Below are 11955 nucleotides of genomic sequence, written 5' to 3'. Positions count from 1 at the left end.
GCTCCTACACGTTCTCGATCACGATGGCGCTGATCTCGTTGGCGACGTCCTCGAAACGGTCGACCACGTCCTCGAGATGGCCGAGGATCTCGCTGCCGATGATGTAGGCCATCGGGTCGCTGCGCTCGGTGCCGCTCCGTTGCGCGTGGTAGAGCGCCTTGAGGCCCTGCTCGTGCAGCGCGTCGGAGCGGCCCTCGACCTGGACCACCCGCTCGGTGAGCGCGGTCAGGCGGCCGGAATGCTTGCCGATGGCGGTCAGCAGCGGCACCGCCTCGGCGGTGAGCCGGGCGGCCTCCAGGACCGTGCCGCCCATCTCGCGCATGACCGGATCGAAGGTCCGCACCTCGAACAGCGTGATCGTCTTGGCGGTGCGGTTCATCTGGTCGATGGCGTCGTCCATCGACTGGATCAGGTCCTTGATGTCGCCGCGGTCGAAGGGCGTGATGAAGCTGCGGCGCACCGCCTCCAGCACCTCGCGGGCGATGTCGTCGGCCTCCTGCTCGCGCTCGGCGATGAGCCCGCACCAGCGCGGCACGTCCTCACCGCCCTCGAGCAGCGCCTCCAGCGCCTCGGCCCCGGCGACCAGCGCGCGGGCATGCCGCTCGAACAGGTCGAAGAAGCGGTCCTCCCGCGGCATCAATGCCCGGAACCAGCCCAGCATGCCCATCCGCCCCCGTCAGAGTGACCGTCTGCGATGATCTGGAAGCCGGCTAACTTCCTGCAAGGGGGCGACGCCGATCTCCGAGGGCGAAAGGGCGGAGTCCATGGATCCGTCGAGCGATAGTTTACAAATTCGATCGAATAAAATACCAGACGGGACGTCACCCCGTCGCGGCCTGCGCGCCATGCGCGCATCGGCGGCGGGCGAGCACAGCGAAGCGAGCATTGATGGCGATCGAACTCTCCACCAAGGCGCATCGGGCAATCCCGGGCGAGTTGCGGGCGGCCCCGCATGCGGCCCGCTCCAGGCCCTGGAGCGAGCGCGAGCTCGTCGTCCTCTCCTGGCTCGCGCCGCTCGCCTTCGCGCTGGCCTGGGAGGCCTTCTGCCGGTTCGGCGGCGTGAACAGGCAGGTGGTGCCGGCGCCGAGCGCGGTGCTCGCCACCGCCTGGACGCTCGCCGCCGACGGCTCGCTGTTCGTGCATCTCGGCTACAGCCTGCTGCGCGCCGCGACCGGCTTTCTCATCGGCGGCGGCATCGGCTTCGGGCTCGGCCTGCTCGTCGGCTTCTCGCGCCTCGCCGAGGCGCTGCTCGACCGCTCGGTCCAGATGATCCGGGCGATTCCCTTTCTCGCCCTCCTGCCGCTGGTGATCGTGTGGTTCGGGGTCGACGAGGCCGGCAAGATCTTCCTGGTCTCGCTCGGGGTCTTGTTCCCGATCTACGTCAACACGGTGCTGGGCATCCGCCAGGTCGACCCGAAGCTCCTCGAGGTCGCGAAGGTCACGGGGCTCAAGCTCCGCGGGCGCATCACCAGGATCATCCTGCCGGGCGCGATGCCGTCGATCCTGACCGGCGTGCGCTACGCGCTCGCCGTCGCCTGGCTGGCGCTCGTCATCGCCGAGACCATCGCCACCACCAAGGGCATCGGCTTCCTGGCGATGGATGCCCGCGAGTTCCTGCAGACCAACGTCATCGTGCTGACCATCGTCATCTACGCGGCGATCGGCGTGATCGCCGACGGCATTGCCCGGGCGCTGGAGCGCCGGCTGCTCGCCTGGCACCCGAACTACGCCAAAACCCCGTCCTTCAAGGGAGAGCGCCGATGAGCGCCGCCGTCACCGTCCGGGGCCTGCGCCGCCGCTACGGCGAGCGGGTCGTCCTCGACGGGCTCGACCTCAGGATCGAGCTCGGCGAGTTCGTCGCCCTGCTCGGCGAGAGCGGCTGCGGCAAGACCACCCTGCTGCGGGCGCTGGCCGGCCTCGACCCGGTCGATGGCGGGCGGATCGACGGTCCCGCCCAGCCGGCGGTGGTGTTCCAGGAGCACCGGCTGCTGCCCTGGGCTCCGCTCTGGCAGAACGTCGTCCTGGGGATCGAGACGCCGCAGGCGCGCGACCAGGCGGTCGCGGCCCTGCGGGAGGTGGGATTGGCCGGGCGCGAGACCGACTGGCCGCGCAACCTCTCGGGCGGGCAGGCGCAGCGGGTGGCGCTCGCCCGCGCCCTGGTGCGCGAGCCGCGGCTGCTGCTCCTCGACGAGCCCTTCGCTGCCCTCGACGCGCTGACTCGCATCCGGATGCACGACCTCATCAAGGACCTGGTGGCGCGCCACCGGCCCGGCGTCCTCCTGGTCACCCACGACGTCGACGAGGCGGTCGCCATCGCCGACCGCATCCTGGTGATGCGCGACGGCCGGATTGCCGCCTCCTATGACGTCGCCGCCGAGACCGCGTCGGGGCCGGCCCCGTTGCGCGGCAAGCTCCTCGACGAGCTCGGCGTCACCCTCCACACCCGCGCCGCCTGACCCCCGCGCGATCCCTTCGCAGGACCCTTCTCCCATGACCCGCTCAGACAGTTCCGGAATCGACCGGCGCCGGCTCATCCAGGGCGCCGGGCTGGCGATCAGTGCCGCCGCCACGGGGCTCGCCGTGCATCCGGCCCGCGCGCAAAGCTCCGGCAACACTGGCACCCGCAACACCGACACCGTCCGTCTCGGCTGGGGGCGGGGCGGCCTGCCGCTGATCGCCCGCGAGCGCGGCGCGTTCGAGAAGAGCCTCGCCGACCAGGGCATCACGGTGAAGTGGGTCGGCCCGTTCCCCAACCACGCGCCCTCGCTGCAGGCCGTGGTCGGCGGCAGCGCCGATTTCGGCTTCTGGGGCAGCACCACCCCGGCGCTCGCCGCCATCATCGCCGGATCGCCCCTCGTCTTCACCAACTACAACGTCTACGCGCCGCGCTCGACGGCGATCATCGTCAAGAAGAATTCCGGCATCGAGTCGGTGAAGGACCTCGCCGGCAAGAAGGTCGCGGTGAACCGCTCGGGTCTCGGCGAGTTCCTGCTGGTCGCGGCGCTGGAGAAGCACGGCGTCGACCGCAAGACCGTCGAGGTCGTGTACCTCAACCCGCCGGACGCCTCGCCGGCCTTCGGCCAGGGCCGGGTCGACGCCTGGTCGATGTGGACGCCCGCCGTCGACATCGCCCGCGACCAGTACGATGCCAAGACCATCTTCTTCGAGGGCACCGACCTCGACTTCCTGATCGACTACTCGTCCCTCGTCACCTTGCGCGACTTCGCGACCAAGAACTCCGCCCTCGTCCGCGCGGTGATCGACGCCTATGCCCGCGAGGGGCAGTGGATCAGCGACAACCCGGTCGAGGCCGAGACCATCGCCCAGAAGGAGGGCAAGTACGGCGACGCCGTGCGTGACCACCTCGCCAGCCTCAAGCGCCGGAACCGCTTCTACGAGGCCGACGACGCCGCCTTCCTGGCCGATTTCCAGAAGGCGGCCGACTGGCTCGCCGACCGGGCGATCCTGCCGCAGCGGGTCCGGGTCGCCGATCATTCCGTGCGGGTCTGACAGTCCCCTCCCCCGTCTCCGCCCGGAGCACGACCATGCCCACGCCCAAACCCGTCCGTCTCGGCGTCAACGTCCTCGCCTCCGGGCGCCACGACGCCGCCTGGAAGACCTTTTCGGATCCGGCCTCGCTGTCCACCGACATCGACGCCTTCCTGCGCATCGCCAGGATCGCGGAGCGGGCCAAGATCGACGCGCTCTTCCTCGCCGACGGGCCCGGCGGCCTCGTCGACGAGGCGCTGCACCGGCCCTGGCGCGCCCTCGACCCGGTGACGCTGCTCGCCGCCCTGTCGCAGGCGACCGACCATATCGGGCTCGTCGCCACCACCTCGACGATCTTCGGCCATCCTTACGCGGTCGCGCGCCAGATCGCCTCGCTCGACCACGTCAGCAAGGGCCGGGCGGCCTGGAACATCATCACCAGCCAGACTCCGGTGGCGCTCGCGGCTTATGGGCTGCCCCACGGCTTCGACCAGGAGGAGCGCTACCGGCGTGCCACGGAGTTCGTCGAGATCGTCACCGGCCTGTGGGACTCGCTGCCCCGCGACGCGGTCGTGGCCGACCCCGACCGCCACGTCTTCGTCGACAAGGCTCGCTTGCGCCCGATCAGCATCGAGGGCCACCATTTCAGCGCCCGCGGCGCGCTGTCGGCCCCGGTCGGCCCGCAGGGGCGGCCGGTCATCTTCCAGGCCGGGCAGTCGGAGGACAGCAAGGCGTTCGGGGCGCGGTATGCCGACGCCCTGTTCACCGGCCAGCGCCTGATCGGGCCCGCGCAAAAGTTCTACGCCGACGTCAAGGCGCTCGCCCGGGCGAACGGCCGCGATCCCGACCAGCTCCTCGTCATGCCGGGGCTGTTCCCGATCGTCGGCAGCACGGAAGAGGAGGCCCTGCGGCGCAAGTCCGACCTCGATGCCGGCCTCGACATCGAGTTCCTGCGGGCCGAGCTCGCCCGGCACTTCGCCCTCGATCCCGACGACCTGCCCCTCGACGCCCCCCTGCCCTACGACCTCATCGCGGCGGCCGAGCCGCGCGTGCCGATCGCCTCGCGCTGGCCGCGCAGGCAGATCCTCGCCGAGGCGGTCGAGCATGGCTGGACGGTGCGCCAGGCCGCGCTCAGCAACATCGTCGGCGGCCACCGGATGATCGTCGGCCCGCCGGAGGCGATCGCGGCCGACATCCTGCACTGGCTCGACAGCGGGGCGGCGGACGGCTTCAACCTCAACATCGACGTCCAGACGAGCGGGCTCGAGGACATCGCCGATGCGGTGCTGCCGCTCCTGCGCAAGGCCGGACGATTCCGCGACGACTATACCGGCCAGACCCTGCGCCACCATCTCGGGCTCGAGCCCTACACCGACCCGCGCGACGCCGAGCCCCTGCGCCGCACCGGTACCGGCCGATAGGAGCGCCCCCATGCTGCAGGGACACAAGCTCGACCCGGCCGCCGCGACCCGGCCCGACTGGAGCCCCGTCACGCGCCGCCTCGGCCTCGACGCGCTGTTCGCGGAGTTCGCCGCGGGGGCGGCCGAGCGCGACGTCGCGCGCCGCCCGATCACCACCGAGACGGCGGCCCTGAAGGCGCGGGGCTTCGGCGCCGTCCGGCTCGCGCCCGCGGAGGGGGGCGCGGGCGTGAGCCTGCCCGAGCTGTTCGCGCTCGCCCGCGACCTCGCCAGCGCCGACCCGAACATCGCCCACGTCTTCCGCAATCACTTCTTCGCCGTCGAGCAGCACCGGAAGACGCCGGCGGACCCGTTCTCCGCCCGCATCCTGGCGCTGGCGGGCGAGGGCCGGATGTTCGGCAACGCCGTCTCCGAGGCCGGCGGCGGACCCGCCGGCAGCCGCGGCCAGGTGCCGGGCGCGCGGCTCTCTCGCGACGGCGACGGCTACCGGGTCTCGGGCCGCAAGATCTACTCGACCGGCAACCTCCATGCCGACCACCTCTTCGTCTCGGCGATGGACGAGGCGAGCGGGCAGATCATGCAGTTCCTGGTCTCGACCCGGGCACCCGGCGTGATCCTCGACGACGACTGGACGGGCTTTGGCCAGAAGCTCACCGGCTCGGGCACCACGGTCTTCGCGGACGTGGCGGTCGCGCCCGAGGACCTGTTCGCGCTCCCCGAACGACAGGAGGGCGAGCCCTACCTCTACGGCTTCACCTTCCACCAGGTCTACCTGACGGTGGTGATCTCCGGCATCGTCACCCGGATCCTCCAGGACGCCCTGGGGCTGGTGCGGGGGCGCTCGCGAAACTACTACCACGCGCTCGCCGAGCACCCCTCGGGCGAGCCGGAAATCCAGGCGGTGATCGGCCGCATCGCCGCCCACCGGGCCGCGATCCTCGCGGTGACCGACCGCGCCGTGGCGGCCCTCGACCTCGCCTGGGCGCGTGCCGCGCATCCCGACGCCGAGGCCCTGTCGATCGCCGCCAGCATCGCGGCGGCGGAGGCCAAGATCGTGACCGACGAGGTCGCCGCCACGCTCGCGGGCCTGCTCCTCGACGTCGGCAGCGGCAGCGCCGTCGCGACCGAGCGGGCGCTCGACCGCCACTGGCGCAACCTGAAGGTCATCGCCGCGCACAACCCGCGGATCTACAAGGAGCGGGTCGTCGGCGACCACTATCTCAACGGCGCCCTGCCGCCGACCGGGGCGTTCTTCTGAGCCGGGCCTTCTGCACCCGCCTGACACCCAAGGGATCCGGATGACCAGGACCATCACCGCGCGGGACCTGCGCGCCCGCTGGGCCGAGGGCCGGGAGATCGCCCTCCTCGACGTGCGCGAGGAGGGGCCCTTCGCCGAGGCGCATCCGCTCTTCGCCCTCAGCGTGCCGGTGAGCGAGGTCGAGACGGCCGTGCCCGCCCTGTTGCCGCGCCTCGCGGCCCCGGTCGTGATCTACGATGCCGGCGAGGGCTTCGCCGCGCGGGCGGCGGCGCGGATCGCCGCCCTCGGCTATCGCGACGTCGCGATCCTGGAGGGCGGGCTCGCCGCCTATGCCCGCGTGGGCGAGGTCTATCGCGACGTCAACGTGCCCTCGAAGGCCTTCGGCGAGCTGGTCGAGGCCATCCGCCATACGCCGTCCCTGCCGGCGGCCGAGATCCGGCGCATCCTCGACGAGGAGCAGGACGTGGTGGTGGTGGATGCCCGCCGCTTCGAGGAATTCTCGACCATGAGCATCCCGGGCGGCCGCAGCCTGCCGGGGGGCGAGCTGGTCTACCGCATCCGCGAGGCGGCGCCCTCGCCCGACACCCTGGTGGTGGTCAACTGCGCCGGGCGCACCCGCAGTATCATCGGCACCCAGAGCCTGGTGAATGCCGGCCTGCCGAACCGCGTCGTGGCGTTGCGCAACGGCACGATCGGCTGGACGCTCGAGGGCCTGCCCCTCGCGACGCGCCGCACCGAGCGGGTCGCGCCGCCCTCCGCGGAGACGCGCGCCTGGGCGCGCGAGCGCGCGGGCGCCTGGGCGGCCCATGTCGGGGTGCCGGTGATCGGGGCGGAGGACCTCGCCCGGTTCCGCGCCGAGGCCGATGCGCGCACCCTCTACACCCTCGACGTGCGCGACCCCGCCGAATACGCCCTCGGCCATCCGGCGGGCTTCGCCTCCGCGCCGGGCGGGCAGCTCGTCCAGGCGACCGACGAGTGGCTCGGCGTGCGCGGCGCCCGTGTCGTGCTCTTCGACGACGACGGCGTGCGGGCGCGGATGGCGGCCTCCTGGCTCCTCCAGATGGGCTGGGACGTGTTCGTCCTCGCCGAGGATGCGGCGTTGCCCGAGACCGTCCCGGTGCCGGAGCCTGCCCGGGCGACCTGTCCGACGGAGCCGGCGCTGACGCCGGACGGCCTGGCGGCGCGGACCGACGCGACCGTGGTCGATCTCGCCCGCAGCCCCGCCTACCGGCGCGGCCACGTCCCGGGCGCCTGGTACGCCTCCGGGCCGGCGCTCGCCCGCGATCTCGCCGCACTGCCGGGCGACGGCCCGGTCGTGCTGACCTCGCCCGACGGGCGGGTCGCGGCGGCGAACCTCGCTGAGGCGCGGGCCGCGACGGGGCGCCCGGTCCTGCTGCTCGCCGGCGGCACCCGGGCCTGGACGGAATCCGGCCGGCCGCTCGAGACGGAGGGCCGCTTCCTGTCGGAGCCGATCGACGTCTACAAGCGGCCCTACGAGGGCACCGACAACGCCCGCGCCGCCATGCAGGGCTACATCGACTGGGAGCTGCAGCTCGTCGCCCAGCTCGCCAGTGACGGGATCGCCCGCTTCCACGTCGCCCGCGCTCCGGACCCGCGGCCGGCCTGACCCCGCGGCGCCCGATATGGGAAAGCCCCGTGATACCGCCGGGCCTTCGAACGGTCTCGTTCGCAGGCGCTGGCTCAGCCCGAACGGGTTCGCGCCGACAGGCGCCGGGCGCTGATGCGCCGAACGCCCTCGCATCGCTATGTCGATGCGAAGGCGCCAGGGTATGACGCGGCCGTTATCCGGCCGTCGGGGCCCGCCGACGATGGTGCGCCCGCGGCCTGTCGCGGCGAGGACGTCGACCGGATCGGTCGACGGATCGCCGCTCTCCGCCACGGCGTGCCGGCCAGGGCACCCTCCCTTCGCCGGACGGTTCACGCAGGACGACGGTGCCGACCGACACGGGCAGTACCGGCTCGAGGCGACGGTCCGCCGCCCCGGCCTGCCGCCGAGCGCCCGCACCGGCGTCGCCGAGGTCGCCGCCCTCATCGGTGCTGAGGTCGCGCCCCTGCCGGCACCGTCCCGACGGGCCGTGCCGGCGCGAGCGGCAGTACGCGCCAGGAGACAAGATAATCCTCGTCGATTTCAGTCGGCCGAGAGCGAAGATCTTCTACGCCCGGGTAGAAATAAAAAATGCTGCGTCAATTGACGATCCGAAATTCGTCTGGAATCCATTCGAGATCCGAAGTCGCCAGACAGTGCGGACGCTTCGGGCCAGATCAGGCGTGACGCTCCGGAAGGCCGGGCGGTCCTTGAGGAATGACGACGATGCGCAAGATCCTGTTTCGGCCGGCCCTCGCCGGCGCCGCCCTGGCGGCCCTGCTGCTTCCGGCGGCCCCCGCTCTCGCCAATGCAGGGGCGACGGCCGCGGCGGCCCCCGTCCGCGACGGCGAGAAGAGCCCGCTGGTCTCGACCGAGTGGCTCGAGAAGAACATCGACTCCCCCAAGCTGCGCATCGTCGAGGTCAGCGTCGATCCGGGCGTCTACGAGCGCGGCCACATCCCGGGCGCCCACAATGTCGCGTGGCACACCGACCTCGTCGAGACGGTGAGCCGCGACATCGCCGGGCCGGAAAAATTCGCGGCGCTGGCCCGCCGACTCGGGATCGACCGCGACACCACCGTGGTGCTGTACGGCGACAACAACAACTGGTTCGCCGCCTGGGGCGCCTGGGTCTTCGCGCAGTACGGCCTCGTCGACACCGTCAAGCTGCTCGATGGCGGGCGGAAGAAGTGGGAGGCCGAGAAGCGCCCCCTCGACACCCGCACGCCGGAGGTCGCGGCCTCCACCTTCGCCGTGACCCCGGCCACGACGGCGCTCAGGGCCCGCTTCACCGACGTGCTGGCGGTGGCGCGCAAGGAGAAGGACGAAAAGATCCTCGACATCCGCTCGCCCGACGAGTTCTCCGGCAAGGTGATCGCCCCGGCCGGCGTGCCGGAACTCGCGGTGCGGGCCGGCCATATCCCGGGCTCGGTCAACGTGCCGTGGGGCAAGGCCGTGAACCCGGACGGCACCCTGAAGCCGGTCGAGGAGCTGAGGAAGCTCTACGCGGAGGCCGGCATCGACGGCACGAAGCCGGTCATCACCTCCTGCCGCATCGGCGAGCGCTCGAGCCATTCCTGGTTCGTGCTGAGCCGGGTGCTCGGCTACCCGGCCCGCAACTACGACGGCTCATGGACCGAGTACGGCAACGCCGTCGGCGTGCCGGTGGTGAACCTCGCCGGCACGGTCTGGGGCGGCAAGTGACGTCGAGCGCGGCGGCCCTGCCGGCCGTCCCCGTCGGCGCGGGGATCCGCGCCGGCCTCGGCCTGACGCTCGCCGCATTCCTGGCGGCGAGCGCCTGGCACCTCTCGGGCGAGGCCGGCGGCACGCGCCTCGCGCTGTCGCTGGTCTTCGGGGCGCTGTTCGGCTTCGTGCTCCAGCGCTCGCGCTTCTGCTTCCTGTGCGTCTGGCGCGACCTCCTCGACCGCGGCGACCCGCGCGGGGTGCTGGGGATCCTCGCCGCGCTTGCCGTGGGGATGGCCGGCTACGCCGTGGTGTTCGGCGCCTGGCTGCCGGACCCGTCCGGGACGCGGCTCCCGCCCGGCGCCCATATCGGGCCGGTGGGTCCGGTCCTGGCGCTCGCCGGCCTCGCCTTCGGAGCCGGGATGGCCGTGTCCGGCTCGTGCCTGAGCGCCCATCTCTACCGCCTCGGCGAGGGCTCGCCGACGGCGCCGTTCGCGCTTCTGGGCGCCGCCCTCGGCTTCGTCCTTGGCTTCCTCACCTGGAACCCGCTCTACCTGTCCGGCATCGCGGAGGCGCCGGTGACCTGGCTGCCGCGCCATCTCGGCTACGCGGGCAGCCTCGTGGCCGGTCTCGCGGTCCTGGCCGCACTGGCCCTGTGGCTGCTGCGGCGGCCGCTCCCTCCCCGTCCGGTGCCGGACGCCGTCGATCCGCTGCGGGCGGTGTTCGCGGCGGTGTTCGTGGCGCGCTGGCCGACCTGGCTCGGCGGCCTGGCGGTCGGGGCGATCGGGACCCTGGCCTATCTGCGGCTCGGTCCCCTCGGGGTGACCGCCGAGATCGGCGGTCGCAGCCGGCAGGCCGCCGCGAGCCTCGGGCTGCTGCCGGAGCGGCTCGAAGGGCTCGACGGCTTTCGCGGCTGCGCCACGGCGCTCCGCGACGGGCTCCTCACCCCGAACGGCCTGTTCGTCGGCGGGCTCGTGGTCGCGTCCTTCGCGGCCGCTCTGGCGGCCGGCCAGTTCCGCCCGGTCCGACCCGGGCGGGGCCACGTCCTGCGCGGTCTCTCGGGCGGGATCCTGCTCGGCTGGGGCGCGATGACGGGCCTCGGCTGCAGCATCGGCACGCTGCTGTCGGGCATCATGGCGGGGGCGCTGTCGGGCTGGGTGTTCGGGATCGCGATGCTCGCCGGCATCACCGTCACGCTGCGCCTCGGCCGCGGGCTCCTGACGTGACGCGGCGCGGCCGGCGCGAATAAAAATAATCTCCTGGGAACGTGCGGTGCCTGAGCAAGACCGATCTCCACACGGCGTTTAATGTAAAAGAACGTTCCGGTTGACGGCGATACCGGAGAACGCCAGATATCCGATGCCGGATCGAGAGTATCCAGGCTCCCGCGACCGACGAGACCATGCCGATGATCAAGCAACGCGCCGGGCTTCTGCGCCGGCACGCCGCCGCCCTGCTCGGAGGCCTGGCTCTGCTGGCGGCTCTGCCGGCCGCCGCGGCCGAGGGACAGCTGCGCATCGCCAAGCAGTTCGGCGTCGTCTACCTGCTCCTCAACGTCGCCGAGGACCAGAAGCTGATCGAGAAGCACGGCCGGGAGGCCGGGCTCGACATCAAGGTCGAGTACCTGCAGCTCTCCGGCGGCTCGGCGGTCAACGACGCGCTGCTCTCCGGCAGCGTCGATATCGGCAGCGCCGGCGTCGGCCCGCTCTTCACGCTCTGGGACCGCACCCGCGGCCGCCAGAACGTCCGCGGCGTCGCCTCGCTCGGCAACTTCCCGTACTACCTCGTCAGCAACCGCCCCGAGGTGACGTCCATCGCCGACCTCACCGACAAGGACCGCATCGCCCTGCCGGCGGTCGGCGTCTCGGTCCAGGCGCGCATCCTGCAGATGGCCTCGGCCAAGCTGTGGGGCGACAAGGATTTCGCCCGGCTCGACCGCAACAGCGTGGCGGTGCCGCACCCGGAAGCCGCCGCCGCGATCATCAAGGGCGGCACCGAGATCACCGCGCATTTCGGCAACCCGCCATTCCAGGAGCAGGAACTGGCCGAGAACCCGAACGCCCGGGTGATCCTGAACTCCTACGACGTTCAGGGCGGGCCGGCCTCCTCGACCGTGCTCTACGCGACGGAGAAGTTCTATCAAAACAGCCCGAAGACCTACCAGGCCTTCCTCGACGCCCTCGACGAGGCGGCGCGCTTCATCGCCGCCGATCCGGAGCGGGCCGCCGACATCTACCTCAAGGCCAATGGCAGCCGGATCGACCGCACCCTGCTGCTCAAGGTGATCAGGAGCCCCGAGGTGAGCTTCAAGGTCGAGCCGCAGAACACGCTGGGCTTAGGCCAGTTCATGCACCGCGTCGGCGCGATCAAGAACGAGCCGAAAGCCCTGAGCGACTACTTCTTCGCCAATCCGCGCATCGGCGCGGGCAGCTGAAGGCAAACCGCATGACGCTCGTGATCGAGCGCGACGCACCTGCCGTGGCGCCCTCACCCCTGGCGGC

At 72.0% G+C, this 11955-nt stretch carries 10 protein-coding genes; 9 read left to right on the top strand and 1 reads right to left on the bottom strand.

The window, feature by feature from the left end; all coding sequences use genetic code 11:
- Nucleotides 1-4: 4 nt before the first annotated feature.
- Complete coding sequence (locus tag EU555_RS06755; protein WP_135413892.1) at nucleotides 5-661, bottom strand: DUF47 domain-containing protein; 657 nt, start codon at nucleotides 659-661, stop codon at nucleotides 5-7.
- 227 nt (nucleotides 662-888) lie between these two features.
- Between EU555_RS06755 and EU555_RS06750 the strand changes: the two genes are divergently transcribed.
- The 9 genes from EU555_RS06750 to EU555_RS06710 all read left to right on the top strand — a co-directional run bounded on the left by EU555_RS06750 (nucleotide 889) and on the right by EU555_RS06710 (nucleotide 11888).
- Nucleotides 889-1764 carry an ABC transporter permease subunit gene (locus EU555_RS06750; protein WP_135413891.1) on the top strand — a complete coding sequence of 292 codons (876 nt, stop codon included), beginning with the start codon at nucleotides 889-891 and terminating at the stop codon, nucleotides 1762-1764.
- The gene (locus EU555_RS06745) at nucleotides 1761-2456 is read left to right on the top strand and encodes an ABC transporter ATP-binding protein (protein WP_135413890.1); all 696 of its coding nucleotides are present in this window, start codon (nucleotides 1761-1763) and stop codon (nucleotides 2454-2456) included. Before EU555_RS06750 ends, EU555_RS06745 begins: the two co-directional genes overlap by 4 nt.
- 34 nt (nucleotides 2457-2490) lie before the next feature.
- Nucleotides 2491-3510: an NrtA/SsuA/CpmA family ABC transporter substrate-binding protein gene (locus tag EU555_RS06740; RefSeq protein ID WP_135413889.1), complete on the top strand. Its 1020-nt coding sequence runs from the start codon at nucleotides 2491-2493 to the stop codon at nucleotides 3508-3510.
- A gap of 35 nt (nucleotides 3511-3545) precedes the next feature.
- A complete protein-coding gene (locus EU555_RS06735) occupies nucleotides 3546-4910 on the top strand; it encodes an NtaA/DmoA family FMN-dependent monooxygenase (RefSeq protein WP_135413888.1) in 1365 nt (454 codons plus the stop codon).
- Between the two features lie 10 nt (nucleotides 4911-4920).
- A complete protein-coding gene (locus tag EU555_RS06730; protein WP_167858465.1) occupies nucleotides 4921-6165 on the top strand; it encodes an acyl-CoA dehydrogenase family protein in 1245 nt (414 codons plus the stop codon).
- A 40-nt stretch (nucleotides 6166-6205) separates the two neighbouring features.
- The gene (locus EU555_RS06725; protein WP_135413886.1) at nucleotides 6206-7792 is read left to right on the top strand and encodes a rhodanese-like domain-containing protein; all 1587 of its coding nucleotides are present in this window, start codon (nucleotides 6206-6208) and stop codon (nucleotides 7790-7792) included.
- Between the two features lie 705 nt (nucleotides 7793-8497).
- A complete protein-coding gene (locus tag EU555_RS06720) occupies nucleotides 8498-9475 on the top strand; it encodes a sulfurtransferase (protein WP_135413885.1) in 978 nt (325 codons plus the stop codon).
- Nucleotides 9472-10680, top strand: a complete 1209-nt coding sequence (locus EU555_RS06715) for a YeeE/YedE family protein (RefSeq protein ID WP_245524169.1) — start codon at nucleotides 9472-9474, stop codon at nucleotides 10678-10680. The genes EU555_RS06720 and EU555_RS06715 overlap by 4 nt, the downstream gene beginning before the upstream one ends.
- 182 nt (nucleotides 10681-10862) lie before the next feature.
- On the top strand, nucleotides 10863-11888 hold the full coding sequence (locus EU555_RS06710; protein ID WP_135413883.1) for an ABC transporter substrate-binding protein: 1026 nt from the start codon (nucleotides 10863-10865) through the stop codon (nucleotides 11886-11888).
- Nucleotides 11889-11955: the final 67 nt, after the last annotated feature.

Origin of the sequence: Methylobacterium nonmethylotrophicum (assembly GCF_004745635.1) — a bacterium.
Classification (GTDB): Bacteria; Pseudomonadota; Alphaproteobacteria; order Rhizobiales; family Beijerinckiaceae; genus Methylobacterium; species Methylobacterium nonmethylotrophicum.
The sequence above is the reverse complement of the archived record's forward strand: the minus strand, read 5'-3'. Positions and strand labels throughout refer to the sequence as shown.